The sequence below is a fragment of the Microcystis sp. LE19-10.1B genome (assembly GCF_027530565.1).
Lineage (GTDB): Bacteria > Cyanobacteriota > Cyanobacteriia > Cyanobacteriales > Microcystaceae > Microcystis > Microcystis aeruginosa.
In genome coordinates this window covers 1-24,606 of record NZ_JAPZQM010000532.1, presented here as the reverse complement: position 1 = coordinate 24,606, position 24,606 = coordinate 1, and the positions used below count along the sequence as shown (strand labels likewise).

The 24,606-nt window shown below is 41.0% G+C and carries 27 protein-coding genes; 9 read left to right on the top strand and 18 right to left on the bottom strand.

Annotated features, from left to right (window positions below; translation table 11 throughout):
- The first annotated feature begins 269 nt into the window (after positions 1-269).
- The 3 genes from O9332_RS19230 to O9332_RS19220 are packed head-to-tail and all read left to right on the top strand — an operon-like array spanning position 270 to position 2,594.
- The gene (locus O9332_RS19230) at positions 270-1,085 is read left to right on the top strand and encodes a TIGR04255 family protein (protein WP_288026941.1); all 816 of its coding nucleotides are present in this window, start codon (positions 270-272) and stop codon (positions 1,083-1,085) included.
- Positions 1,082-1,756 (top strand): helix-turn-helix domain-containing protein, encoded by a 675-nt coding sequence (locus tag O9332_RS19225; protein WP_288026939.1) that lies wholly within the window; start codon positions 1,082-1,084, stop codon positions 1,754-1,756. Before O9332_RS19230 ends, O9332_RS19225 begins: the two co-directional genes overlap by 4 nt.
- On the top strand, positions 1,737-2,594 hold the full coding sequence (locus tag O9332_RS19220) for a hypothetical protein (protein WP_288026937.1): 858 nt from the start codon (positions 1,737-1,739) through the stop codon (positions 2,592-2,594). The genes O9332_RS19225 and O9332_RS19220 overlap by 20 nt, the downstream gene beginning before the upstream one ends.
- Before the next feature lie 260 nt (positions 2,595-2,854).
- Here the strand turns inward: O9332_RS19220 and lepB are convergent, their stop codons facing one another.
- The gene (gene lepB / locus O9332_RS19215; RefSeq protein ID WP_002761427.1) at positions 2,855-3,457 is read right to left on the bottom strand and encodes a signal peptidase I; all 603 of its coding nucleotides are present in this window, start codon (positions 3,455-3,457) and stop codon (positions 2,855-2,857) included.
- A gap of 293 nt (positions 3,458-3,750) precedes the next feature.
- Between lepB and O9332_RS19210 the strand changes: the two genes are divergently transcribed.
- Positions 3,751-5,922, top strand: a complete 2,172-nt coding sequence (locus tag O9332_RS19210; protein ID WP_288026934.1) for an EF-hand domain-containing protein — start codon at positions 3,751-3,753, stop codon at positions 5,920-5,922.
- 188 nt (positions 5,923-6,110) lie between these two features.
- Here the strand turns inward: O9332_RS19210 and O9332_RS19205 are convergent, their stop codons facing one another.
- From O9332_RS19205 to O9332_RS19130, 16 genes are all read right to left on the bottom strand, one after another.
- The gene (locus O9332_RS19205) at positions 6,111-6,782 is read right to left on the bottom strand and encodes a DUF2290 domain-containing protein (protein ID WP_002796746.1); all 672 of its coding nucleotides are present in this window, start codon (positions 6,780-6,782) and stop codon (positions 6,111-6,113) included.
- 7 nt (positions 6,783-6,789) lie between these two features.
- Positions 6,790-8,889 (bottom strand): DEAD/DEAH box helicase, encoded by a 2,100-nt coding sequence (locus O9332_RS19200; RefSeq protein ID WP_002761424.1) that lies wholly within the window; start codon positions 8,887-8,889, stop codon positions 6,790-6,792.
- Positions 8,890-9,160: 271 nt separating this feature from the next.
- Positions 9,161-9,823, bottom strand: a complete 663-nt coding sequence (locus O9332_RS19195; RefSeq protein WP_002761422.1) for a Na(+)/H(+) antiporter subunit B — start codon at positions 9,821-9,823, stop codon at positions 9,161-9,163.
- Entirely contained in the window at positions 9,823-10,365 is a 543-nt protein-coding gene (locus tag O9332_RS19190; RefSeq protein ID WP_002761421.1) for a DUF4040 domain-containing protein, read from the bottom strand. The genes O9332_RS19195 and O9332_RS19190 overlap by 1 nt, the downstream gene beginning before the upstream one ends.
- An 8-nt stretch (positions 10,366-10,373) precedes the next feature.
- Positions 10,374-10,643: a monovalent cation/H(+) antiporter subunit G gene (locus O9332_RS19185; protein ID WP_002761419.1), complete on the bottom strand. Its 270-nt coding sequence runs from the start codon at positions 10,641-10,643 to the stop codon at positions 10,374-10,376.
- Positions 10,640-10,891 (bottom strand): hypothetical protein, encoded by a 252-nt coding sequence (locus tag O9332_RS19180; protein WP_002739224.1) that lies wholly within the window; start codon positions 10,889-10,891, stop codon positions 10,640-10,642. Before O9332_RS19180 ends, O9332_RS19185 begins: the two co-directional genes overlap by 4 nt.
- Positions 10,888-11,271: a Na+/H+ antiporter subunit E gene (locus tag O9332_RS19175; RefSeq protein WP_002761417.1), complete on the bottom strand. Its 384-nt coding sequence runs from the start codon at positions 11,269-11,271 to the stop codon at positions 10,888-10,890. Before O9332_RS19175 ends, O9332_RS19180 begins: the two co-directional genes overlap by 4 nt.
- The gene (locus O9332_RS19170) at positions 11,268-12,704 is read right to left on the bottom strand and encodes a cation:proton antiporter (RefSeq protein WP_288026930.1); all 1,437 of its coding nucleotides are present in this window, start codon (positions 12,702-12,704) and stop codon (positions 11,268-11,270) included. Before O9332_RS19170 ends, O9332_RS19175 begins: the two co-directional genes overlap by 4 nt.
- The gene (locus O9332_RS19165) at positions 12,701-13,048 is read right to left on the bottom strand and encodes an NADH-quinone oxidoreductase subunit K (RefSeq protein ID WP_002761414.1); all 348 of its coding nucleotides are present in this window, start codon (positions 13,046-13,048) and stop codon (positions 12,701-12,703) included. Before O9332_RS19165 ends, O9332_RS19170 begins: the two co-directional genes overlap by 4 nt.
- Positions 13,049-13,504: 456 nt before the next feature.
- Positions 13,505-13,747 (bottom strand): hypothetical protein, encoded by a 243-nt coding sequence (locus tag O9332_RS19160; protein WP_288026928.1) that lies wholly within the window; start codon positions 13,745-13,747, stop codon positions 13,505-13,507.
- Between the two features lie 175 nt (positions 13,748-13,922).
- Complete coding sequence (locus O9332_RS19155) at positions 13,923-14,285, bottom strand: type II toxin-antitoxin system PemK/MazF family toxin (protein ID WP_288026926.1); 363 nt, start codon at positions 14,283-14,285, stop codon at positions 13,923-13,925.
- Positions 14,260-14,451 (bottom strand): hypothetical protein, encoded by a 192-nt coding sequence (locus O9332_RS19150; protein ID WP_288026924.1) that lies wholly within the window; start codon positions 14,449-14,451, stop codon positions 14,260-14,262. The genes O9332_RS19155 and O9332_RS19150 overlap by 26 nt, the downstream gene beginning before the upstream one ends.
- 51 nt (positions 14,452-14,502) lie before the next feature.
- Positions 14,503-14,967: a hypothetical protein gene (locus tag O9332_RS19145; RefSeq protein WP_002761412.1), complete on the bottom strand. Its 465-nt coding sequence runs from the start codon at positions 14,965-14,967 to the stop codon at positions 14,503-14,505.
- 27 nt (positions 14,968-14,994) lie between these two features.
- Positions 14,995-16,041 (bottom strand): class 1 fructose-bisphosphatase, encoded by a 1,047-nt coding sequence (fbp, locus tag O9332_RS19140; protein ID WP_002740533.1) that lies wholly within the window; start codon positions 16,039-16,041, stop codon positions 14,995-14,997.
- A 331-nt stretch (positions 16,042-16,372) separates the two neighbouring features.
- On the bottom strand, positions 16,373-17,161 hold the full coding sequence (locus O9332_RS19135; protein WP_002761411.1) for a DUF3153 domain-containing protein: 789 nt from the start codon (positions 17,159-17,161) through the stop codon (positions 16,373-16,375).
- A gap of 2 nt (positions 17,162-17,163) precedes the next feature.
- A complete protein-coding gene (locus O9332_RS19130) occupies positions 17,164-19,416 on the bottom strand; it encodes a ribonuclease R family protein (protein ID WP_002761410.1) in 2,253 nt (750 codons plus the stop codon).
- A gap of 88 nt (positions 19,417-19,504) precedes the next feature.
- Between O9332_RS19130 and O9332_RS19125 the strand changes: the two genes are divergently transcribed.
- Complete coding sequence (locus O9332_RS19125) at positions 19,505-19,636, top strand: hypothetical protein (RefSeq protein WP_256378312.1); 132 nt, start codon at positions 19,505-19,507, stop codon at positions 19,634-19,636.
- 201 nt (positions 19,637-19,837) lie between these two features.
- Complete coding sequence (locus O9332_RS19120) at positions 19,838-20,569, top strand: slr1353 family protein (RefSeq protein ID WP_288026920.1); 732 nt, start codon at positions 19,838-19,840, stop codon at positions 20,567-20,569.
- Positions 20,570-20,930: 361 nt separating this feature from the next.
- Here the strand turns inward: O9332_RS19120 and O9332_RS19115 are convergent, their stop codons facing one another.
- Positions 20,931-22,127: a DUF4377 domain-containing protein gene (locus tag O9332_RS19115; protein ID WP_002761408.1), complete on the bottom strand. Its 1,197-nt coding sequence runs from the start codon at positions 22,125-22,127 to the stop codon at positions 20,931-20,933.
- Between the two features lie 263 nt (positions 22,128-22,390).
- Here O9332_RS19115 and O9332_RS19110 point away from each other — a divergent pair, with 263 nt between their 5' ends.
- The 3 genes from O9332_RS19110 to O9332_RS19100 all read left to right on the top strand — a co-directional run bounded on the left by O9332_RS19110 (position 22,391) and on the right by O9332_RS19100 (position 23,896).
- Positions 22,391-22,735 carry a YbaB/EbfC family nucleoid-associated protein gene (locus O9332_RS19110; protein WP_002761406.1) on the top strand — a complete coding sequence of 115 codons (345 nt, stop codon included), beginning with the start codon at positions 22,391-22,393 and terminating at the stop codon, positions 22,733-22,735.
- A 59-nt stretch (positions 22,736-22,794) separates the two neighbouring features.
- A complete protein-coding gene (locus tag O9332_RS19105; protein ID WP_216628908.1) occupies positions 22,795-23,517 on the top strand; it encodes a pyridoxine 5'-phosphate synthase in 723 nt (240 codons plus the stop codon).
- Positions 23,518-23,584: 67 nt separating this feature from the next.
- Entirely contained in the window at positions 23,585-23,896 is a 312-nt protein-coding gene (locus tag O9332_RS19100) for an MgPME-cyclase complex family protein (protein WP_002761404.1), read from the top strand.
- Positions 23,897-24,606: the final 710 nt, after the last annotated feature.

The window sequence follows — 24,606 nt, the reverse complement described above, 5'->3', positions numbered from 1 at the left end:
TTCAAAAACCTTGCATTATCCTTCTTGTGGTACATCGCTTGGTACAAAAAACAAGGGCAACAAAGCCTGAAACGACCGACTCCTGACGACCGGCTACTGACTCCTACCCCCAGGAAAAACTTTTTCAGCAGACCCTAAATATAGCAATTCTTAAACTTCACTGGTTATTTCACAGTCTTGCCGTACAATGGAGATGCAGAACAGTTCTTCCGATAGTTATTGTGTTCTATTAGCTAAAAACGCTTAATATAGGAGATAAATAGCCTAAAATGTCCAAAGTGGTCGATATTAACAATCCACTGATCGATCCAACTCCTCCAGAGGTTCACTTAACTAATGCACCTCTAGTGTGTGTGCTTGGACAAGTACGGTTCCCACAAATTCTGGCCGTTGAGGATAGGAAATTTGTGACTCCATTTCAGGAAGCTATTAGAACAAAGTATCCTAAGTTACGGCAGGAACGAACTTATCAATTAACTTTTGATAATCAAGAAAAAGATGCCGTCAGATCTCAAGCTGAGGTTATCTGGCAATTTACAGATGCCAATAATCATTGGCGAGTCTCATTAGCGTCTAATTTTGTAGCCTTAGACACATCAAAGTATGTCAGTCGTCAGGACTTTTTAGAGCGAATGAGAGAAGTTTTAACTGCGGTTAATGAACATATTCAACCCAACCTTGTTGAGCGAATCGGTATTAGATATGTTGATCGTATTGAGGGTATTGATGTAGAGAATATTTCTAATTTAGTCAGATCAGAACTGATAAATATTACAGCGTCAACATTTCAAGAACATATTCTTCAAAGTTATAATGAATCTCTGTTTCAGTTACCTGATACCAAAGAGACACTTTTAGCAAGATGGGGATTGATTCCGGGTAACGCTACTTTTGATCCAAATGTCTTTAAACCGATTGATCAACCGAGTTGGTTTCTTGATTTAGATATGTCTATTTCAGAGAATCAAGAATTTGACGTTGAAAAAATTTTAGAGGATGCAAAACGATTTTCTGAAAGAATTTATACTTTTTTTAGATGGTCAGTAACCGAAGAATTTCTAAGACGCTTTGGAGGTGAACAATGAGTAACTTAGTGATTGAACGTTCAAATACTTTTGGCTCAATCAATCCTCAAAAACGATTTAGAATGATTCCTGGTATTGCGGAATCCAGTACCATTGGCTATGATAATCTTGCCGCTCAAAAGTTACTAGCGATTTCAGAAAGAACTAATAGCGGAATAGTTATTCCGAAGCAAAACCCTCATCTTTTTCAAGATAGTCAAAAAGCGATTAATGAACTCAGAAAAACCAGTGGACTGACCTGGGAGCAAGTTGCTAAACTATTTAATGTTTCACGTCGAAGCATTCATTTTTGGGCAAGTGGACAGCCTCTAGCTAGTGACAATGAGGAGAAATTAAATAGATTACTGGGAGTGATTAGATATATTGATCGAGGAAGTGCAAGTCTTAACCGTAAGTTATTATTGAATCCTAATGCTGATGGGGAACTGCCTTTAGACCAATTAATATCAGGAGAATATGATAAAGTAAGAGAGAATCTTGGGCGTGGTAATCCACCCAAAAGACCGCAATTAAGACCTTTGTCTGAGGAGGAGAGTGAGCTTCGTAGGCCTTTACCACCGGAGATATTAATTGATGCTTTACAAGATTCTATTCATCATGATGTTGGACGTTCTAGACCTGCTAAAACATTGAGGAGTGGTCAAAATCGCAGTGGAAAGCAAACAGATTGATCTCATTAACAATGAGTTACAAACATGGTGTCAAGGGGATTTTGTTTTAGGAGAACAGCGGTTTGTTCATCGATTTAATCCTCAATTTCCTCTTACACCTGATTCTACAAAGCAAGATGGTGAAGAAAATGATCTTGTAGAATCGGAAGTAAAAGGTCTAGTTGTTGTTACACAAACTTGCGATATTGTCCGTTCTTGTTGTGAACGTCCTTTTCTAGAAGTTGTTCCTCTGGTAGAAATTGAAGCTGAAAAAATTAGTGAGATAAAAAAAGGCAGACGACCTCAATACGCTTACATTGAAGGATTTGCCAAACTAAACTTAGTAGCTGATCTCGATAGGGTAATGACAGCCGAAAAAGCATTGATCTTACAATGGAATCGTCAACAGGGTTGTGTAACTGATCAAGAAAAAAGACTCTTAAGACAAGCGATAGCAAGAAAAAGAATTCGTTTTGCTTTTCCAGATGATTTTGTTCAATTTGTCAGTAAACTTCAAAACCGGATGCAAGATAAGCATACTAAACAAAGTGATGAAGGGGAAGCCTTACGAGCTTTGCGGGAAATTAGAGTTAGTGCAAGACCTTCGTGGAATGATGAAAATCCTGAACTTATGTTTTATTTTATTCGTGAAGAAGAACAAGAGGACTATAATGACATTGGATGGGACAAATGGCTAGATAAGTGGTTAAATTTATTACCTAACTCTGGACGTTTTCAGTCTGATGGTTTAGTAGTAAGCTTAGAAGATATGACCGCAAAAGATTATGTTGAGAGTGATCAACTGGATCTTGAGCATTTGTCTATGGCCCAAAGCAATATTGAAAATTTAGATTTATAGAAAACTATAATTACAAAAGTTTTCCAAATATTGTCGCAATTCTGATACTGGTGAGATACAAAGTCTCCAGTTTTAGGGAAGAGGGAGAAACAAGCTGATGGCTAAAAAACTGATAACTGATATTAGTTACTGTACCTCATGATACTGAAAAATCTCTAGTCATTTCGATCGCAATTGAGAAGACCAATATTAGACCAGTGGAGGCTTTCACCGGTCAAGAATGTCTAGAATTTATTGAGAATGACTAAATTTTCTTGACATTAATTCTGATTTATGGCAGCGTCGGGGTTGTCAAGTCCTCCCAGACGATTGAAGGGCCAAAAACGCACCACGGCGCGACCGATTAAGTTGTCCCGGGGAACGAAGCCCCAAGCGTGGGAATCATAACTATTATTGCGATTATCGCCCAAAACCAAATATTGATCGGGGGGAACTGTCACCGGTCCGAAAGTATAATTAGGTTCTTCGGCGATATACTTTTCCGCTAAAACTTTACCGTTGACGTGAACTAGACCGTTTTTGACTTCCACCTTATCCCCCGGTAGTCCAATCACCCGTTTAATAAAAGCATCATGAAAATTTTGAGCTTTGAGAGCGGCTGTCGGACTAAAAACCACTATATCACCCCGTTCTGGCTTCTGAAAATGATAGCTAACTTTCTCGATAATTAGGCGATCGTTAATCTGGAGAGTGGGTTCCATGGAAGAAGAGGGAATATAACGGGCCTCGGCCACAAAAGTGCGGATGCCAAAAGCCAAAATTCCAGCCGTGACAATGGTTTTAACTGCTTCTAGCCAAGGGTTTTCTTGGGGGACGGGAGGAGGAGAGGGTTTTTCGGATTTATGGTTCAAGCTTTCAGCCATAGAATTTAAACTTTTGAGAAGGATTAAGCCAATACGCTCTTTAATGTTCTAGTCTAGTGATAGTAGCAGCGTAGATAATATTTTAAGACAATTTTCCCACATATACTGGATCACTGTTAATTTGTCAACGCCGCATCCTGCTGCCTGAAGGGGAATTTCCTCGGGGGTAGAAAAAGGCAATGCAGTCCCTCAAAAAGGCAAGTTTTTCGCCGCTATTAGAGGAAAAACGTTAAATTCGAGGATTGAACCCCTAATCTCCCTTAAAAGTCTCTTCTCCGTCACTACTTAGACCTATGTTTGCACAAATTCCCGAACGATCAATGCACTATCTGCGATGGGTTGTGACCATCGCTTGGTTAATTCTGATATTTTCTCTGTTTTTTGACCCGATTTCGGCACAATTAACCGATCCTAACAATCTTTCTAGTCCCCTGAGAGTTGATCCCGATGTGTGCATTAAAGTCCAGGGGGTTTGCCTACCCCAATCCTCCTATCAGTTAGCTGCGCCGATTTTTTGGGGAATAGTGGTTCCTAGTAGCATTTTTATCTTATTAGTATTCGGTCACGAACTCTGGCGGCGTATCTGTCCTTTATCCTTTCTTTCTCAAATACCGCGCGCTTTGGGTAAACAGCGTCAGAAAAAATACACCGATAAATCGGGGAAAGTCCGCTATGAAATCTATAAAGTGCCGAAAAACTCTTGGTTAGCCCGGAATTATCTCTATCTACAATTAAGTCTGTTATTTTTGGGTTTATGCGGACGGATTCTCTTTGATAATTCCGATCGCTTAGTCTTGGGTAGCTTTTTAATCTTGACTATTCTAGCGGCGATCTTTGTGGGTTACTGGTATGGAGGCAAATCTTGGTGTAACTATTTCTGTCCCTTGAGTCCAGTGGAAAGGATTTACGGTGAACCGAGGGGTTTACTGAATAGTACCGCTCACGAAGACAGTCGCGGTGGGATTACTCAATCTATGTGTCGTATTGTCCATGAAGATGGTAGCGAACAAAGTGCCTGTGTTGCCTGTCAGAGTCCCTGTATCGATATCGATGCGGAAAGATCCTATTGGGATGGGATTACTAAGAGCGATCACCAATGGCTTTATTACGGTTATTTTGGCTTAGTTTTTGGCTATTTTATCTATTATTATCTCTATGCTGGCAATTGGGACTATTATTTCTCTGGAGCTTGGGCGCACGAAGAAACTCAACTAGAATCCCTCTTTCAACCGGGTTTTTATCTTGCAGGTCAGGCAATTGCGATTCCGAAGCTGGTAGCTGTCCCCTTAACTTTGGCAATCTGCACTTTTTTGGGTTACTTTCTCGGTAAAAAAGTTGAAAATGCCTATAAAGTCTATAGAATCCGCAAAAAGTCGCCCTTACCGACCGAAATTATCCGTCACCGCGTCTTTACTGTCGGAACTTTTCTGATTTTCAATTTCTTCTTTATTTTCGCTGGTCGTCCTTTTATTAATCTTTTGCCAAAATTTTGGTATTATTTCGCTGATATTTTACCGGCTGTTTTGAGTAGTTTATGGTTATATCGCACCTGGACAAGGGATCCCGACCGTTACCAACGAGAAGGACTAGCGGGAAGATTGCGTAAACAGTTGGGTAAACTGGGTCTCGATACGGCTAAATATCTTGATGGGCGATCGCTGTCAGCTTTGCACGCGGATGAGGTGTATGTATTGGCCAAGATACTGCCGGATTTCAGCCACCAGAAGTGTTTAAAAGCCTCCAAAGCCTTGTTAAAAGAGGCTTTGGAGGAGGGATATACTGACTTCGGCCACAGCCTCGAAATCCTAGAACAAATGCGCTTAGAGTTGACGATTACCGAGGCCGAACATCAGGCAATTCTAACGGAGTTGGGTGTGGAATCGGCCGAACTTCTCGATCCGGACAAGCAGTATAGTCGCGAGGATTGGTTGCGTTTGCAGAGTTACCGCGATGCTTTGTTAGAAAGTTTGTTGGTGACTTGGAAAAAAGACCCCGATCGCCGGGTGGGGTCAGAATTGCTGGAAGTGTTAACCGGTAAGAGTTCCAGGGAGGCGATCAAGCATTTATTGACGGAATTGCCGGCCTCGGAAACGGAAACTGTCGAGTCTTTGCGTCGGGAGTACGGAGTTACCGGTCAGGAGGAGGAAACGATTCTCCATCGTCCTCTGTCCCGTCAATTATGGCAAAATATCGCCCGCGCTTTTCAGGTCTTTGATCGTCTATCTTTTAGTAGTGACAGCGATCGTGATCAACAGGAAAGAATTTTATTGGAAAGATTCCAGCTATTCGATAGTGATAGCTCTGGACAAATTAGCCTTGAGGAGTTAAAAGCTTGTCTTCAGGCGATCGAACCGGGGGTGACAGACAAGGAAATCGAAGCTATGTTACACCATGCCGATGCCGGTCGCGATCATCAGATTAGTTTTCCGGAGTTTCGCGACCTACTGCACCAATTCCACCAATAAACTGTCTTAGATAAGGAGTCTTTATTTTCCCTGACTCCTTTTTTTCTTTAAAAAAATAGCTGTTCGCAGGCAGGCACGGATTCCCATTATACTAGAAAGTATAAGGCAAGTTGAGGGATTTTGTCAAGCTTTTTTGAGAAAAAATTTCGAGGTTTCGCTGAACTGTATGAGGGTAAATCCAATAGGGACTATAGAGAGGGAGATTTAATAGCAAAATGTAGTATATTCGTTTCTATTTCAGTTATGGTTTCTGGAAATCGCTGATTGTTAAAATTGATCTGCTCGGAATATAGATGATAGGCTGTATTGTAAAAGTTACGAAGGATAAAAGCAATAAATATGCTGGGTGTTAAAGGGGAGGACACTGGAATTCGGCAGTTTTTGAATTGTCCTAGGGTGAGATGACATCTGGGGTGATGAATCTCTTGAAAATTATCAGGATCGTAATCAAATCTAATCGGTACAGCTACAATATTTTTGTCGATAATATCGGCAAATATCTCATCTTCTTCATATAGTTCTGGCTCATTTTGAAAAGATTCTAAATAAGGGGATGAGAAGAAAGCTAGTCTATGGGATAATAACTGCGATCCTTGGAAGCGATAAAGTAATTGAATCAAGGCTCCATCAATCATTTTAATATTATAATTCTTACCGCGATCAAGCTCATCATAAATATCTTGATAGGCAACATTTTTTAGGGCAATGGATAAGTCGGAACTATTGGCATAGCTAATCTCAGAAATATTTTGACTCAATTTATTCAAAGTCGGAAAGTTCTGCTGACTTGATAATCCTACTTCTATCAATTTAGCCGTTAAATTTTTAACATCCTTAAAGATATTCTGAACATTAAGCATTTCTTAACTATTCTTGGAATATTTTGATAATTTCGTTTTTTTCATCTGATGAAAATTCTATACTTTTTAACTTGGCAATTAATTCTTGCTTTTCCCTGTCATTTTTATATCTCTTGGTATTAAGAGTATCTCGATAAACCTTCTTCATTTGTTGAAGTTCTTCGGGGGTTGGATAGGTAAACTCAAGAGCAAAATTTCTCGATTTAATTTCCTGAAATTCCCTCTCTAAAGCTTGCATATTTGCTCCATAACCAATAACTCTTAACCAAGCTTTACTTCTAGTCATCGCTGTAAATAAAATATTGCGGTTACTAGCAATTTGTGAACCAGATAAACATTCTTGAGCGTTAATGAAATAAACCATTGCCGCTTCATTGCCTTTTGCACGATAAATCTGTGTAAAAGCAATCGAGTTTTCTTGAAAAAACTCATCGGGAGAAGATGTGCTACCTGCTAAATGAGAATTAATATTTTTTGTAAATAACATTTCTCTAGCTTTTCCAAAAACGTTGCGAGCATTTTTAGGTATTGGATGGATAACCATAATATCTTGGCATCTTAATTCATCTTCCTTGAGATTCTTGGCAATTTGTTCCACTAGCCATTCAAATTGCTCCTGATTGTTATCGAAAGATTTAAAGTTGATAATATCATCGATAGAAGAATGTTCTTCAAGGAATTTAGGACTGGTTTTGGGGGTTCTAATCAGTTTAACAAATTCTCCTGATTTTAATTCTCCTTCTTCAACCTCATAACCAATATCTTGCCATAATTGAGGATTATCAAACATTTGAATTAGTCCCTGTGGATAATAAACTCCAAAACCTAGAGCATGAGCAGAGGACAGAATAGGACGAGAATTTCTGTAACAAGTATTTAAAACCACATCTTGTTGGGGTTCGCTGGGTAAATTCTCCAATTTAACTCTAGGATTACCATGATTATCATTTCCAAAAATAACTTCGGGAGAATGCATGACTTTACTATTTAAGCTTTGCAACTCATCATAGGCATAAACTAAACGTTTATCATCTTTCAAGATTTCATAGCAGAGTCTTAAGAAGTCTTGAGGAAAATCTTGAGCTTCATCAATTAAAATAAGATCATAATATTGATGAAATTTTTTAATCTCTCGGAAGGCTTTTTGACAGACAAACTCAAAAGGGTCTTCATTCAACAAATATGTTAGGTTGTTTGCTTGACTAAAATCTAAATATTCAATATTATGTCGTTTACATAGCTCATAATAAATTCCTTCTATCTCAGGACTTCCCCAAGCGTGAATAATTTTTACTTTTTCCCAGTCTGGTTCGGAATTTTTATGCTCATAACTAAACCGAGTAATTAAATCTTTGTATTGATCCTTTAACGAGCGTGTATAGAAGGTAACAGCAATATTCCAATCGGGATGAGTTGCATGAAGATAAGCTACTTTCAGCGCTAAGACAATTGTTTTTCCCGAACCTGCTAAACCTCTAATTCTTTGTACACCTTTAGTGGTTTCTAAAACAGCCTTATTTTGAGTTTCATCAAGATTAGCGATAGAATCTTCTAATTTTTTTAACTTTGCTCCCCTAGAATCTGGTTTAACAACATAACTGCGAGCGTCTTTTTTTCTAATGGTTGTAACAGCTTGTATAACTGAGTTGACTTTCTCGAAATATTCAGAATCATTGCCTTGACATTTCTTGATAAAATCATCAAGATCTTTATCTTTAATAAGAACAGGATATTCCTCTGGGTTAATTCCTTCTGGATAATTATTCCAAATCGGTGCATAGGTGGCTACAGAAATGTTAACTATTAGCTTTCTTTTTTGAACAAGCTCTTTATAAGACAGCAGTTTTGCTTCTAACTTGGTTATGCTCTCGTCTTGAGTGCCTTCAATATCCAAATCATAATTTTTTCCCTCATCAATATTAAAAATAATAACCCCTTGCTGACGAGAGACTAATAGAGCATCAATTTGATATCCTCCTTGGGGAGTTCCAATAATAGGATAGCCGATATACAATGTTCCCTCTATATCTGTTCTTTCCTCAAAATATTTAGCTAATCTTTGAGAAGATACAGGTTTAGCTGAAGAACCGCGAATAACGTTAACCATAATTTTTACCTCGGGAGTTCTTTTAGCAGAATCATTAGATGCCTATTGATTCTTGAGGAGGGCAACAAAATTACTATAGCATTTTTTCAACCATCAAGTCATGTTATGATTATCGGTTAATCCCCAGTTTTGACCTAAAGCTATAAATTATAGCTATTAAGTAGGGAGGCACAATTATTTGTAGGATGGGTTAGCGGTAGCGTAACATGAGTGGGCGTTGGGTTTCATGCTTCAACCCAACCTACGTTCTATAAATATAGATATTAACCTCTCACAATAAACCGCGATAGCGGATAAAAACGAGGATTACTGCCCAGGAACCTAAAGCTACTTTAACGGCGACTAAAATATTTAGTATCGGTAAAATACCACCACTAAATAGCGCACCTAATTCCCCGTGGGGTAACTCAAATCCTGAGAGAGTAATGGCAGCCAAAACAATAAAAACTAAGACGGAAATTTTCTCCCATGTTGCCGCTTGCCAACGGCGATAAATTGCTTGCATCCATTCGGGAGACGAGGTAATTGCTATTAAACCAATTGCCGTACCTCCGGCGACTCCGGCGGCAAAACCTCCCCCCGGACTTAAATGTCCGCGGATAGCTAATTCAATGCCCACTAAAGCGGCAATTGTTGCCCCTAAACGGGCTAAAATAATTGAAGGTTGGTCAGTAAATTGATGGATTTTACTGGCGGGTTTTTCGGTGGCTAAAAGAAAATTTGCCCCCATAATGGCAATGGTAAAAACGACCACTTCATAGATGGTATCGTAGAGACGATTACGAAAAATAACCACCGAAACCGCATTAGGAACACCGCCGTCGCGCACTAGGGATTCAACAATTTCTAAGGATGATACAGAGGAAGCAGTATTGGGAATAATTACCATTTTGATAGCGAAGGCAATGGCGGCTAGAGTATAAATCCATTTCATTAGTGTTTCTCCTCTAATTTTGGGGTTTCAATACAAGTTAAAGTTGTGTTGGCTGCCGTTAATTCATTTTTAAAAATATCGTAGAGATAGGGTAATCTAATTGTGGTTTCGTAGGAGATAGTTTCTGGATTGTCTTGACGGATACAGACGGCATGAATATCCTTATCCATAAGTGCCTGTTGCAAAGCTTGTTTATCACTGTAGGCAACTAATTCTAAACGCATAAAACGTTTACTTAAAACCGTTTGTAGTTGAGTTTTTAACTGTTCTAAAACTGTATCGTTTTCCTCCGCAATTACTCCTAAACGCATCACTAAAGAGGAACGAATCGCCACCGCGTAGAGAGTTACGGCTAACATGGTTCCCATCAAAGCTTCGGTTAAAGACACATCTGCTGCCCCTAATAAAGCATAAACTAAGGCTGCTATTGCTCCCAAAACCCCGCGAATTACTAGAGCTTGGTAGGGATTAGATTGTAACATCACCATCGCCGCAGTTAAAGGCAAGAGGGCAACAATAACATAGAGATAACTTTCATTCATCTTTAATTCTACTCTCGATCGCTAGAAGTATAAGCTAAAACGTAGCCTAACATGGTGTTCCAAATTGCTAAGGAAATTATTGCCAATAACAATAAAGGCCAATTTTGGGGAACTTTCAAAAGTAGCCCGAAAATAATCGCCATAGAACCCAAGGTATCAGCGACAGATAGACCATGTAATTTATATAATACCGAGCGCTTGTCTAAAAGATGCGCCGTTCCCCAAAACCAGAAAAAAACTCCGATAGCGATGCAGATATAACTGAAAATGTTAATCATGATTCGTTCAGTCGTTTAAGAATTTGTGCTAATAACATAAAGCCAGCATTACCGACACTGAGAATAATCACTGCTACCACTCCAATCATCCAATCATCCCGCAGAACTGAAACTACTAGAATAATAATCGATGATTTACTGGAAGCACTGGCAAAGGCGGCCATTTTTTGCCAGATGTCATCATTTTTGGCCACTTCATAAAGGGGAATTAATAGGGCGACAATCATGGCAATGAGAACAATATTCATTCCTGGGAACTCCGTTTAATTAGATGAACTTCATAACCCTCATTTTCCTTGTATTCGGTGACGATAGTTTTCGGTGTAAAGGTAATGAGAAATATATCCCAAAAAGCCAATCTGGGTGAACGTTTACCCGCAATTCTCTCTAAAATAATTTCTTCTTCCTTGTGGGGACGAAAGATGATTTCAAAAGCTTCTTTATAAGCTTGGGGAATAGCTATAAAGACTTTAATTATTACCTTTAACCAATCGCCTAAAGTTTCGCTAGAGGCGAAATTACGGGGCAAAAGAAAAGCAATAGCCACCCCGATCATAATATTAGCGGGGGTAAAATTAGCGGTGAGTAAAAACCACATAGTTAAACGCAGAATTATATGTCCGATCATGCTAAGACCATCCAAAACAATAGAACTAACATTATACTCATCATACCGACGAGATTATCAAATTGTTCCCAGGCTCGCGATAATTTTAGGGATAACTTTTTGAAAACTCCCAGATATAACCACCACCCGGCACCGATGACGGCTAAAGCTTTGATAAGATTGGGGAGATTATAAGCTTCAACATAGACGGCATTGGCTAAAAATAGGGCGGCAAGGAGCAGAATTATTGCTATCCAGAAACCGATAGTTAGCTTCTGTTTACTTTCGCCACCAGCGTGGGGTAAAAAGATAAATTTAGCAAAGGAAATCGCCGTCCCCACCGCCACAAGATTGATCATAATCTCTTGCCAGGGGACTAAATTTTTCATCGTTAACGCTTTCGCACCAAAACCAGATAATAGGGGGAATCCAGAGATAGAAAAACTAGCAACCACTAGGGCAATCCAGAGAGAATTAGGGATCGATTGTTGCTGTAATTCTTTAAAATTGCGACTGGGTAAAACTCCCGCTAACAGAAATAGGCAAGATTTAACTAAACCGTGGGTAAGGGTATAAAAACCACTGACTACCGGGGCGGCTAAAATAAAACCTAACTGGGAAATAGTATGGAAGGCTAACATCCGCTTGCTATCCTTTTCAAACACTGCGTATGACACGCCAAAAATCGCCGTTAGCACCCCGAAAAGCCGAATTAGGACATCCAAATCCTCTAGGATTAAAGCACAGCGCAGGAGGGGAAAAATGCCAGCTTTTACCACCACCCCCGACATCAGCGCCGAGACGGAGGTTTCCGATTCCGAGTGTGTCATCGGTAGCCATAATCCCGAGACAAAGATTCCCCCTTTGACTAATAATCCCATGAAGATTAAAGCCAAGGCTTCGGGAGGTGCGCCCTTTAAACCAGCAAAAGCAAAGGAATTATTGGCTTTATAGACTAAAACTGCGCCAATAAGGTAAAATAACATCGCCACATTGCTGATAAACAGATAACGCAGGGCAACCCAGAGAGAGCGATCGCTGCGAGGATAGGCAATCACCAGAAAAGCGGCAATACTAATTACTTCTAAGGCAACGTAAACGCTAATAAAATCCTCACAGACGAAGACAGAATTAATGCTGCCGTGAAGAATGATAGCTTGGGCGTAAAAAAAGGCGGTTTTGCTACTTTCCCAGTTATAAAAAATAACTGCCATCGTCACCAGGGCATTGGTGAGGATAAAATAGGCACTTAACTGATCGGCTACCAGTCTCACGCCATAATTATCTAGTAGGTTGAGGGTTATGGGGGAGGATTGGCTAAATAGAAGGAGAGAATAGGCGAGAGAGATAATAGTGGTGGCGAGAGCCAGATATTTGTCTAATCGCGGCAATAAATAGATGATAAAGCCGATCAAAAAGGGTAAACTTATCCAAGCGATCGTTAAAGTATTCATGGTGTGTTATTTTTTTCTATCTCGCTGCTGTCGAGGGTGGGGTTATCTTTAGCTAATTTCATTACTCCCACCAGCATTAACGCCTGAATCGAAAAACCGATGACGATCGCTGTTAAAATCACTGCTTGGGGTACAGGATCGGCGTAATTTTGCTGTTTAACTGTACTGAGGATGGGAGTAAACAAACCGTCACGGGAAGAAATCACCACATAGTAGGCGATAACGCCGGTACTCATGACATCCATGGCGATAATCTTCATGATTAAGTTTTTTTTCAGGAATGTTCCTAAAAATCCGCACAAAACGGTGGCGAATACAAACAACTCTAGGAGGGGAATCGTCACTGGGCTTCTTGATTAGATTTGGTTATGAGTCAAAATATTTCTTCTAATTATCCTCGATCGAGTCCTATTTATCAAAAAATTCTCAAGATTATGGGGGGAATTTTCGGGCGGCCAATAGATTGTTTTGGATCTATAATTATTATTGAAAAAAATAAAAGCAAGCGGTTTCGCTTTAATAATGTATATCTTCCCAGAGGGAGCAATCAGTAATGTTTTGGAAATCTTTGATATTTTTGCTGGCAATAATAACCCGACGACTGGGATATTTTTCTTTGAGTAGCGACCATTGAGCCGATAGGATACAATCTATATCAATATTTTCTTTAACTTTTCAGCCCAAAGATAAGCGGCTTTTTGTAGTAAAATAAAACTGACTTTCTGAAACTTAATTACATTCCTTAACTTATCTAATTCTTGCACGCTTTTACTTCTCGTCTAACCTCATAATCACATAGATCAGATGAAGTCAGACAAGCTCCTCTTGCCAGCAGACGATAAAACCCATTCGGTACATTGATAAACTTCTGTAAATAACTTTTGATCTTCTGGCCAGTCTTCACCGAGCGGGGTTACTAATAAGCTTAAAATGTTAGAGTCCAGAATTACCATCACTCTTTTAATAAAACTCATTCCAGCTAACATTTCTTCACTGCTAACTAACGGCAAAGATAACAGCAAATCTTCTATAGTGATCGTCATGACTTAGATAGCTCCTTAAGAACAACTCATGTTCTCATACTAGAATAATTATCCGAAAGGGATTCGATTGTATTTAGGGCTTGCTGAATAAACCTAAACACCCCACACTCCACGAAAAACTTTTTGCCGCAAACCCTAACTATTGGTTATGTTTCCGCTGCAACTAGCGCACAGACTAATCTTCGCTTTCTTGATCATTCCTCTCTTCAAACCCTAGCCAAAAAAGTAACGCATTCTCAACCTCCATCATTTGCTCAGATGTCAGATTTCCTAATTTACGCAAAAGCTTTGCATGGGGAATTGTAACGATGTTTTGTACATCAAAGACTCCTTCTCTAAGGAAGCGAGCTTGGACTTTCACTTCAAATCTTGAACCACGAGAGCTTGTCGTATGTGGAACCAGAGTCGCTAAGGCACGCTCTTGATTGCGCGCAGGAATACTGATAACCAAACAGGGTCTGACTTTGGCCACATAACCCAGATCAACCAGCCAAACCTGACCACGATCAGGGCTATCCACAGGAAGCTTCTTGATCATCTAATTCTAGAAAAATTCCCTCGGCATTGAGGACTAGATCTTCATCAGATAAGGGCGGAAAATCCAGGTGAATTGTCCGCTTCAGAATCTCTAATAGCAAATCTGAGCGCTCTGAGTCTGTCAAGCGGTCAAAGGTATCTAAAAGTTCCTGAACTATAGCAGTCATAGCGGTTGCCCTATATCTGCTCAATACTATAACACAAGCTTAACAAGGCTCTTAGTCATTGCTTGACAGCCCCAATAAATTCTGAATGTAAGTTTGGAATCCCCCCAAACCGCCATCGTCATCCCAACGCTGTCTGAAAGTTGGTAACTTCTCCAATTCCATCACCTTCCCACCCTGATAGTTGAGAACTTCTCGATAATCAAACATCGCATCTGCTTTGGCTGATACAGGTGGATTATCAAAATCAATAGCCCAAAGCACCTCAACAATTCGATAGATGTCGTAATTATCCTTGCCAATTTCACGTTTGGCTTTGCAGTCGAGAACTTTTACTAAATGGGTAACATACCCTTGCTGCCTGAGTAGTATCAAACTATCTTTTTCGGGTTTATTGGCATTGACTTCATCGTCTTTCCATGCCAGTTTGAAGGAATTAGAAACCTTATATTCCCGATATGCCCATGTACCATCGTGTCGCCTTACATTTTTAGTCCACTTCAGAGCTTGTAAATCCATGTCAATATCTCTAAATAAAACTATAAGTTAAACTCGATCGCGATGACGGCGATCAGCGATAAAAGACTCCACCAATTTAACATCTTCGACACTACCGATCACTAAAGGTGTGCGGTAGTGTAATTTATCGGGAACGATATCTAAAAGATTTGTCACCCCATCACTAGCTTTACCTCCTGCCTGTTCAATTAAAAAAGCAAGGGGAGCAGTTTCATAAATTAAGCGCAATTTTCCCTGGGGATTTTTAACAGTACCCGGATAGAGAAAAACGCCTCCCTGCATTAAAATTCGATGGATATCTCCCACTAATGCCCCACTGTAACGGGCCGTGTAACCATCATGACGGTGGACATAACGAGTATAGTCGCGAATTGCCTCATCCCACTGCCAAAAATTGCCCTCATTGGTACTATAAATCGGACCGTGATCGGGGATAATAATATTCTCTTGGGCGAGGATAAATTCCCCTAAACTGGGGTCAAGGACAAAGGCATGAACACCGCGACCGATCGAGTAAACTAAAATAGTAGAGGGTCCGTAGAGAATATAACCGGCGGCGATTTGTTTACGACCATTTTGCAGTAAATCCCGCGCCTCTCCGTCTAAATCATTGTCTTCCTGTTGACGGATGGCAAAAATCGAACCCACATTTAGGTTAATATCCACATTGGAAGAACCATCGATCGGGTCGTAGAGTAGGGTATAGCGACCGATGGGACAGTTTTCTGGGATATAATAGGGTTTATCCATTTCCTCGGAAGCAAGACGGCAAACTAAACCACTTTGCTTAAAAACCGAGATAAATACCTCATTGGCAAAAACGTCCATTTTCTTGACCGATTCCCCTTGGACGTTGGTTTCTCCAGTAAAACCTAGCACATCCGCCATTAATCCCGCTTTACTGAGACGACGGGCAATTAATTTTCCCGCTAGGGCAATCCGACTCATAATTGCGCTTAAATCCTGCGCGTCGGGGGAAAAGCTTTGTAGTTGTTGCAGGACGTGACGAGAGAGGGTGGTACAATCTCGATCGAGGCTATGTTCGGGGATAGAAAAGGGAATATTGCTAACCATAACTGTAATTGCCAGTGTTGAAGTAAAAAGGGAAACCCGTCTAGTCTCAATTATGACTATGGTTTGATCCTAGCCAAGATTTTCCCTATTGCGGGCCAATTTTTAGATCAGTTTTAGAGTTGGCTAATTTTCCCCTCATTGATCATTAAATTTTGGTCAATAAGTAGCTGTTTATAATTAAATTGAAGATAAATTTTGGTTTCGATCCCCCCTTAATCCTAGGGTTGATTCCGGGTAGGGTTGATTCAAGGTAGGGTTAATTCATGAATCAACCCTACCCTTGATAAGGGGGGTGTCTGACAGTTTTTAACACTAACTACTTAGTTGCCATCTAACTTGAAGTCGATGGGGATACACCGGGCAAGCGTTTATATTTCAAGTAATAGGCAAAACCTGTTATTAAAACAATAATTATTGTGCCGATACCTAAATAGTTAGGAAGCCAAAAAGCTGCCGCAATGGTGTTAATTTCTCCCGGTTTTAAATGCCAAATTAACTGATTGTCAACTTGTTCTACCGGGGGATTTAATCCTGAGTCATCTTCAATATTTTGACCAGCGAAGGGAGTCTTTAAAGCGAAGTCGATATCGACTAAAGAACCGGGGCTAACGATAATATTTCCCTGTTCAGAAAGTACACCTAAAGCCCGCAAATCAACGGTTAATTTTAAGTTTTTCTGAGTCAAAAAGAACCAATCTCGTTCTGTAACTGCCAGTTTTGAGTCTAGTTGCAGTAACTTTATATCATCGGTATTAGCAGAGTTTTTGATTTTAAAGGAAGAACTAGGATCAAAAAATTGATTAAATTTTTCCTCTAATTCCTGACTATTACTAAAGGGAATAGTCACAATTATTTCTCGTTCGGAAATAGGAGCGGTTTTCCCCTTAAGTAATTTTGCCCTCTGTTCGATACTATTTAACCATTTAGTGGCTTCGGTTTGACTGAGACTGGTTAAGCGTTGTCCGAGGGTGATATGTTGAATAATTTCCCCGTGGTGTTGGTGGGGAAAATTAATGCCCACATCGTAACGGACACAGCCAGTTAAAAAGAGAAAAATACCGCATAAAAAGGGCAGAATAAAGCGGGTTTTTCCGATTTTTTCGGTGGTTGGTTGATTCATAATTAATCTTCTTCTAAGTCGTCATAACTTGCTGAACTGCCACCGCTAACCGTAACTAGATCGATTTGCTGACGATAATAGTCTACATCTTTTATCTCCACTTCTACCTCATCACCGAGACGATAGGCAACGCGATTTTTCCGTCCTACCAAACAGCTATGACGGGCGCGATATTCGTACCAATCATCCTTGAGAGAAGAAACATGGACCAACCCTTCCACTAATAAATCGGAAATTTCCACGAAGAAACCATAGGATTGTACACCGGTAATTAAGCCGCGAAAAACTTGACCCATTCTTTCTTTCATTTTCTCGGCTTTTTTCAATCCTTCTAGGTCTTTTTCCGCATCTTCAGCAATTTTTGAGCGATCATTGAGATGGGAAACAATTAGGTGGCTTTCTTCTTCTAACTCCTCCTGAATTTGGCTCGGTAGAATATTCCAATGAATCTGTCCATGACAGCTATTACTGCCCAAATTAACCCCGACTTTGACGATTTTGCTGCGGCGATCTTTCCCCTCTGTTAATAAGATTTTTAACACCCGTTGTACCCAAAGATCGGCATATCTTTGCAGGGGTGAGAGACAGTGGGTATAATTGCCAGGATAGGCCAAACCAAAATGCTGTAAAGGATGGCTGCTATATCTAACTAATTTGAGAGTTTCTTGCAGGAGATAATTGAGGACTTTCACCGATGTGGAAGCGGAAAAAATGCGGGTGAGATTTTGATAGTCATTGGGTTTAATCTCCTCCTCGGCAGTTAAATTTAATTCTGCCCCTAAATTATTGGCTAATTTGAGTAAATCCTCCAATTCATCCCAATCCGGTTCCGATTGTCCACAGTAGATACAGGGTAAGTGTAAAGCTTGCAAATGTTCAGCGACGACTTTGCCGGCTAAAATTGCCACTTCTGTCAGTAAAGAACGGGCCGGTAAATTATTAGAAGCGAGAACAGTCCCCCCCCGTCCTTCGTCTTTGTAGGGAGAGATTTTGTCTAATTTAATATCAAAACTACCCCGCTGCAGACGTTGGGATTTTAGGGTGGGGCAAACGCTAAAAAATAAATCTTTCAGGGTTTCAACGGTATCGGTGGGGGCAGCTTCGCTATCTTCTTCACTGAGCAGATCGCGCACCTGTTGATAGGTAAAATGTTGATCCACTTGGATGAGGCTGCGGGTGATTTCGTACTCCACTAGCTCCCCCTTGTCATCGAGGGTGACGAGGATAGAAATAGCGGGGCGCTGTTCTTGCGGTGACAGGGAACAACGACTGGTAACGGCAGCCGGGACTAATGGCAGCACTTTTTCGCCTAAATAGACGGCAGTTCCCCGTTTTTTGGCAACTTTATCCAATAATCCGCCCCGTTCAATGTAACGGGCCACATCGCTGATATGAATGGCGACTCGCCAGCGATTTTGGTTGATTTTCTCTAAAGAAAAGGCATTTTCAATGATCGGGGGATAATCCAGGGGGTTGTCATCTTCGATGGTAAAGGTGAAGAGTGGGGTTAAATCTCGCAGTTGTTCTTTTTCGCCACTATCGAAGAAATACGCTAAATTATCGGCAATTTCGAGGGCTTCCGGCGGAAAATTATGGGGTAGATCGTGTTTACAGGAGACGATATCGGTGTCGGCAGCGGCCTCGGCCGTGGAACCGAGAACACGAGTAACTTTACCGATGGGAGGCATTTCCCCTAGGGGATAACGGAGGACGGAAACATGAACGAGGTGATCGATGTTTTCTTGGAGATTTTGACCGTTTTCGAGGAGATTAAGGGTAAATTTCAGGCGATCATCCAGGGGAACCGCCACAAACCGCTCATTTTCCTGTTTTACTTGCGCTAGAAGCGAAGGATTAGCCCGTTCGAGAATTAATCTCACCTCTCCCTCCGGGGAACGACGACGGGTCCCCTCGCGGATGATTTTGACTAAAACTCGATCGCCATTCCAAGCGTTACTTAAATGATTTTTCGAGACGTAGATGTCATCAGCATCTTCGATATCTTGGATAGCAAAGCAAAATTCTTTACTGGAACAGCGCAGCTTTGCTTCTACGACATTTTCCTCGATCACACGACGATAGCGCCCGCGTTCTTTGACAACCATTCCCAGACGTTCCAAAGCACCGAGAATCACTTGCAATTTTTCGCAGCTTTCGGGATCGTCTTCGCAGCCCAGTTTTTTTTCGAGAAGTTTACCCGTAGCTAATTTATCATCACTAAGATGAGAGAGGAGTGTGGCGATCGAGAAGTCCATCTAACAATAATCCTTACTTACAAGACACTGACGGAATCGTGAATAATTAAGTTTAAATACTTAATAATGAGAAGATTGATTTAAACCATTGACTCGAGAGATTATCTCTGTCGGGGTAATTGCGATCGCTGCTGGTGACAGTGAAGGTAAACTGACCAAGCATCGAACCCCCGAACCTACCCTGAGAATTATCGAAGCCTTCGTTAGTATAAGCCAATAGCGAACACCGGCAAACTTTTCGGCGATCGCTAGTCTTTCTGGCAGAAGCTTCAGCCTAGTAGAATCTTGTTGCTGTGGGCAAGGCTAATCCTAGAACTGAAAATTTTATCTAACCTTTAATCTTAGCAAGAACTTGCTACATTTTTCCATAATTGCGATAGAGTATTCTAATATAAGTACAAAAGAACTCGAAAAAGTCACCATGTTGCAAAAGTTACGCCAACGTTACCCCCAAGTTGCCCTGATTAGTGAGTTAGTTCAAATCGATCACGGCAAGTATATTGTGAAAGCGATCGTCGAAATTGAGGGAAAAACGGTCGTTACAGGTTTAGCTGCGGCAGATACGGTGGAAATCGCCGAAGATAGAGCCAGAGAACGAGCTTTACTGCTTTTAGAGGCTGAAAGCACCCCCGATCTCCAGCTTGTGGAAAAAGTCAGCCCCAATAATATTTCTCTACCAGAAGATTTACCTAAACCCGTCGCTAGTGCCAAAAAATCGACCAAAACGCCTAAAGTCACTGAAATACCTCGTCCTGAAGCTAAAATTGAACCGGAATTACCCCAAGTTAAGGATATTCCCCCAGCTAAAATTGAACCGGAATTACCCCAAGTTAAGGATATTCCTTTACCAGAACCAGAGCCTTTATTATTAGAAATGGAAACCGATAATTACTCCTTATTATCAGAATTGCCAGAAGAAGCGAGTTTAACCGAAGAAGAACCCCCAGAACCGGAACCAGTTGTTGTTATTCCCGAAGAAATCGATTATTCAGTTCTTAAAACTAAAATTGATGTGGAGATGAAACGATTAGCTTGGACCACAGAAAAAGGTCGGGAATACCTGATTTCTACCTATGGCAAAAAGTCCCGTTTACTGCTAACTAATGAGGAGTTATTAGAATTCTATAACTACTTATCTAGTATCAGTGCCTAATCACTAAACCTGCTGCATAAATCAAAAATCTTCCGTTAAGTGAGAAGTCTCCGAGCCAGTATTCTCCGAGTCAGGAGAAGCAGAAAGAAATAGATTATTTTCTAGCAGTAGAAAAGCGATCTTTTTCTGTAAAAATCCTTAAATTAAGGACTTTAATAGCATCTGCGATTAAAAACTCACTTTTGCGGGAGATATAATAAAAAAGTAAGCTATTAGCTGCCAGTCTTTTTCTCCCTATCTCCCTATCTCCCTATCTCCCTATCTCCCTATCTCCCTATCTCCCTATCTCCCTATCTCCCTATCTCCCTATCTCACTGATAACTGATAACTGATAACTGATAACTGATAACTGATAACTGAATTAGTTTCTCACTGCTTCTGTTTCTGCTTCTTTGGGAACAACAACTGGCACTCCGCTGACTGTTTCGATTTGATAAATAACGCGACTTAATTGGGAAGGACAACAGAGAGGATCCGTATCTTTATAGCGATTAAAAACCACAATAATTCGATCGCTATTTTGTAAAACAATTCTCTGAGATGCACCATCAGTGCGGGAATCCATCGGTCGCGGGGAAAGAGTGCCAGCGAATTTACCATCGACAAAAACAAAGTCTTGATAACCCATTGGTCGGCACATTCCATCCACTCCACTCATGGCCGAAATAACGCTAGTTTTACCATAGGTTTGCACGGACCCGTACAGTAACCATCCTGCTTTATTAAGTGCTTGATCATTGGCAGTAATTGCCGGACGAACCTGTTCACGACACTGGTTATCAATCACGGTTTTAACGGGAGATTTGGGGATAGGTGCCTTGGCTTTATTCCAATTAGTTAACGGTCGATCAAACCAAGCTCGCGGAGTCTCTTTTTCTGGGGTTTGGCTAATAACTTCTAATAGCTTCCATGTTTCCGAATTTTGATTATTAGCTGGATTGGAGACGGTTTCAATGCTAACTTTAATTTGATATAAAAATCCTGGTTTATAATCAAATCCCTCGATACTATTGGCGAACAATCTCCAGTTTTCCTCTGGTTTTTCTCGTATCTGTAAACAGTCTTTGGTTGGTCCTTGGCTACAGGGTTGTTTCCTAGAATTGATATAAATTGTCTTTTCCGTGCGCGTGGTGGTCGGTGCGGGGGTAAAAGTGAGGATTCCTAAACCTTCGGGAGTACGATAAAATAACTGTAAATCGCCTTTAGCTGTCACTTGGAATTGTTCCACTCCTTGCAAGGCGGCCAGATATTGATTTTCTTGTTTCATCTGCGGTTCCGGACAAGCTTTTTTGGTAGTAGCGATCGCTTGGTTGATCTGGAACGTGCCATTATTGACTTGATAGCCGGTATTATACTGGTTGCATCCGGCCGAACCACTGAGGATATTTTTCTGGAAAGCGGCAGTAATTTCCGTTTCTTTGACCAAACTTCCGGCTGTCCACCCCCTTAGTTTCCATCGAGTCCCCTCCAAAGGGGAAGTATTAGCGATCGCTGCTTTCCCCGCTAAAGCACAACTTAGGGCAATTGTCAAGAAAATTCCCGTTTTTTTGGCGTTCAAAATTGCTATTCTCCTCGTCAAAGCAACAATTGTATTATGGCGTGGGGTAATCGACTGAGTGGTTAGGATAATTTTTCGGATTTCTCTTTCTGACCATCCCGTGACGGATGAAGAGAGAACAAGTTCCCTCAAACCTTAACCCAGTCAGAAAGTCATCGTTGTCAATAATCACTTTTTGCCCTCAAATGGCCAAAAGTTGACCCCAGTTCACCTTAAGCAGTACAATAAAAACCTTGAGTGACCCCTTAAACAAAAAAAACATCATGGCACAAGGACAAGGATTCGGATTCGGTCTCGGTAAGATTAAAGAATTACAAGACGCTTTCCAAAAAGCGCAACAGGTGCAACAAGGGGCCAAAGTTCTGCAAGAAGAACTGGAAAATATGGAAATTCCCGGCCAGAGTGAAAATGGCTTGGTGACAGTCTATCTCAGTGGCAACCAAGAACCCCGGGGGATTGAAATCGATCCGGCTCTCCTCTCCCAAGATCTGGAGATTGTGGCTGGGTCTATTCTAGAAGCCATGAAAGTCGCCTATAGTGCCTCCACGGAAACCATGCGCAGCAAAATGGAAGAACTGACCAGTGGTTTAAATATCCCCAGTATGTAATCGCTTTTGACGGCAATGGTAAGATGGAAAGTTGGACTAACAAACAAGGAGGTTCAACTTTGCTGACTTTGGGTGTCAATATCGACCATGTGGCCACAATTCGCCAAGCGCGCCGCACCGTGGAACCGGATCCCGTGGCGGCGGCAGTTTTGGCCGAAATCGGTGGTGCTGATGGCATTACCGTTCACTTGCGCGAGGATCGTCGTCATATCCAAGATCGCGATGTGCGGATTCTCCGGCAAACGGTGCGGACTCATCTGAATCTGGAAATGGCCCCGACGGAGGAAATGATCGCCATTGCTCTCGATATTAAACCCGATTATGTCACCCTTGTCCCCGAAAAGCGCCAGGAAGTGACCACGGAAGGGGGGATCGATATGCTGGGCAATTTTGACCGTTTTTGTCGGGTTGTAGAGCGCCTGCAAGCGGCTAATATCCCCGTTAGTTGGTTTATTGATGCCGATTTTGCCCAAATTCAAGCGGCCGCTAATACGGGAGCGAAATTTATTGAACTCCATACCGGTCAATACGCCGAAGCACAACAGGAGAGCGAGCGTCAAGCATCGTTAACAATTCTTAAAGAAGGTTGTGAATACGCTTCCTCTCTGGGTTTGCGGGTGAATGCTGGTCACGGTTTGACCTATTGGAATGTTTATGCCGTCGCCTGTTTGCCCAATATGGAAGAATTGAACATTGGTCACACAATTATCAGTCGTGCGGTTTTGGTCGGGTTGGAACGGGCTGTTAGGGAAATGAAATTGGCTATGCGTGGACAATTGTAAAAGCCATCAGCTATCAGCTAATCTCCCGACTAACGAACAATTACACTGAAAAATTAAAGGAAAGATGATGACAACTTATTATTATTTGGTAGCCAGTCAAAAGTTTTTAGAAGAAGAAGCGATCGAAAAGGAAGTTTTGAAGGAAAGAATCAGGAATTATCAAGAAAAAGGTCAAGAAATTGATTTTTGGTTAATTGCCAATCCAGCTTTTTTAGATACCCCCGCTTTTGCCGATATCAAAAACAAAACTCCCCAACCGGCAGCGGCAATTGTTTCTCTCAACCAACAGTTTATTACTTGGCTGAAATTGCGTCTAGAATACGTTATTACCGGACAGTTTGAAGCTCCTTCCGATAGTATTCCCGAACCGTTAAAATAACCCTTTTTTGTCTGTGGTAAATAAGTGGTTATAATTAAATAGAAGATAGATTTTGGGTTCGATCCCCCCTGCCCCCCTTGATAAGGGGGGTGCCGATCCCCCCTTAATCCCCCCTTAATAAGCTAAGCTAAACGGCGCTTAACCTGCATGATCCAACAGCTATAACCCTTTTGGAGTCTATATCGGTGATCCGAAGTAAAAGCCGTTTAGCTTATCCCTTATAGGGATCTTTCTTAACAATTTTTTCAGTAAGCACTCCAACCCTTATCCTGACTTGATTTCAGTTTTTTCCTTGTCAGTAAGGGTGTCAACAAGGAATATTACAGATTGTTAACCGAGTCTTGAAAGCCTTGTGCTACAAAGGTTTGAAATGTTAAGAAAGATGTGACTAAAGGACAGCCTTAATAAGGGGGGTATCTAACGATTTTTAACACCTACCTAGGGCTTGCTGAATAATGGTAAAACCCTTTTAAAATAAGGCTTTTGACCTGTTAAAGTCCGATGTTACTGCCAGAAAATAGGATTGGGACTTTCAAAAACCTTGCATTATCCTTCTTGTGGTACATCGCTTGGTACAAAAAACAAGGGCAACAAAGCCTGAAACGACCGACTCCTGACGACTGGCTACTGACTCCTACCCCCAGGAAAAACTTTTTCAGCAGACCCTACCTACTTAGCTTGCCGTAACAAGGGAAAATTGCTAGTTTTTG

What these genes read in the sequence shown, in the direction of transcription:
- O9332_RS19230 (WP_288026941.1), top strand. Translation starts at nt 270, where the DNA reads ATGTCCAAAGTGGTCGATATTAACAATCCACTGATCGATCCAACTCCT.
- O9332_RS19225 (WP_288026939.1), top strand. Translation starts at nt 1,082, where the DNA reads ATGAGTAACTTAGTGATTGAACGTTCAAATACTTTTGGCTCAATCAAT.
- lepB (WP_002761427.1), bottom strand. Translation starts at nt 3,457, where the DNA reads ATGGCTGAAAGCTTGAACCATAAATCCGAAAAACCCTCTCCTCCTCCC.
- O9332_RS19210 (WP_288026934.1), top strand. Translation starts at nt 3,751, where the DNA reads ATGTTTGCACAAATTCCCGAACGATCAATGCACTATCTGCGATGGGTT.
- O9332_RS19205 (WP_002796746.1), bottom strand. Translation starts at nt 6,782, where the DNA reads ATGCTTAATGTTCAGAATATCTTTAAGGATGTTAAAAATTTAACGGCT.
- O9332_RS19200 (WP_002761424.1), bottom strand. Translation starts at nt 8,889, where the DNA reads ATGGTTAACGTTATTCGCGGTTCTTCAGCTAAACCTGTATCTTCTCAA.
- O9332_RS19195 (WP_002761422.1), bottom strand. Translation starts at nt 9,823, where the DNA reads ATGAAATGGATTTATACTCTAGCCGCCATTGCCTTCGCTATCAAAATG.
- O9332_RS19190 (WP_002761421.1), bottom strand. Translation starts at nt 10,365, where the DNA reads ATGAATGAAAGTTATCTCTATGTTATTGTTGCCCTCTTGCCTTTAACT.
- O9332_RS19185 (WP_002761419.1), bottom strand. Translation starts at nt 10,643, where the DNA reads ATGATTAACATTTTCAGTTATATCTGCATCGCTATCGGAGTTTTTTTC.
- O9332_RS19180 (WP_002739224.1), bottom strand. Translation starts at nt 10,891, where the DNA reads ATGAATATTGTTCTCATTGCCATGATTGTCGCCCTATTAATTCCCCTT.
- O9332_RS19175 (WP_002761417.1), bottom strand. Translation starts at nt 11,271, where the DNA reads ATGATCGGACATATAATTCTGCGTTTAACTATGTGGTTTTTACTCACC.
- O9332_RS19170 (WP_288026930.1), bottom strand. Translation starts at nt 12,704, where the DNA reads ATGAATACTTTAACGATCGCTTGGATAAGTTTACCCTTTTTGATCGGC.
- O9332_RS19160 (WP_288026928.1), bottom strand. Translation starts at nt 13,747, where the DNA reads ATGACGATCACTATAGAAGATTTGCTGTTATCTTTGCCGTTAGTTAGC.
- O9332_RS19155 (WP_288026926.1), bottom strand. Translation starts at nt 14,285, where the DNA reads ATGATCAAGAAGCTTCCTGTGGATAGCCCTGATCGTGGTCAGGTTTGG.
- O9332_RS19150 (WP_288026924.1), bottom strand. Translation starts at nt 14,451, where the DNA reads ATGACTGCTATAGTTCAGGAACTTTTAGATACCTTTGACCGCTTGACA.
- O9332_RS19145 (WP_002761412.1), bottom strand. Translation starts at nt 14,967, where the DNA reads ATGGATTTACAAGCTCTGAAGTGGACTAAAAATGTAAGGCGACACGAT.
- fbp (WP_002740533.1), bottom strand. Translation starts at nt 16,041, where the DNA reads ATGGTTAGCAATATTCCCTTTTCTATCCCCGAACATAGCCTCGATCGA.
- O9332_RS19135 (WP_002761411.1), bottom strand. Translation starts at nt 17,161, where the DNA reads ATGAATCAACCAACCACCGAAAAAATCGGAAAAACCCGCTTTATTCTG.
- O9332_RS19130 (WP_002761410.1), bottom strand. Translation starts at nt 19,416, where the DNA reads ATGGACTTCTCGATCGCCACACTCCTCTCTCATCTTAGTGATGATAAA.
- O9332_RS19120 (WP_288026920.1), top strand. Translation starts at nt 19,838, where the DNA reads ATGTTGCAAAAGTTACGCCAACGTTACCCCCAAGTTGCCCTGATTAGT.
- O9332_RS19110 (WP_002761406.1), top strand. Translation starts at nt 22,391, where the DNA reads ATGGCACAAGGACAAGGATTCGGATTCGGTCTCGGTAAGATTAAAGAA.
- O9332_RS19100 (WP_002761404.1), top strand. Translation starts at nt 23,585, where the DNA reads ATGACAACTTATTATTATTTGGTAGCCAGTCAAAAGTTTTTAGAAGAA.